A 258-nucleotide genomic window follows, 5' to 3' on the forward strand; every position below is an offset into this window, starting at 1 on the left:
GATCGTTCGAGAGGAATCGCGCTCCGATCCGGTCAGCCCGAGAGCGAGGTCGTAGCGCAGCGCGCCCGAGAAGTTTCCACCGAGGGTCGGGTTTGCGGCGGTCGGCGCGGTCTTGGTGATGTAGCTGTCGAGGACGGCCTTGGTGGGCGCGTCGAACGGCACGACGCTGCCGTTGGTCGCGTGGACGAGCTGCGGAACGCCGGCAGCGTCCAGGAAGGCGGGGATTGCGAGGACGGTCTCGTTGCCGGGCAGGAGTTT

1 protein-coding gene is annotated in these 258 nt (G+C 67.8%); it reads right to left on the bottom strand.

The window, feature by feature from the left end:
* Positions 1-258, bottom strand: a 258-nt coding sequence (locus ACZ3HG_RS24155) for a hypothetical protein (protein ID WP_465334972.1), incomplete at both ends; no start/stop codon positions are given.

It is taken from the genome of Erwinia sp. PME.40.26/001 (assembly GCF_055556675.1).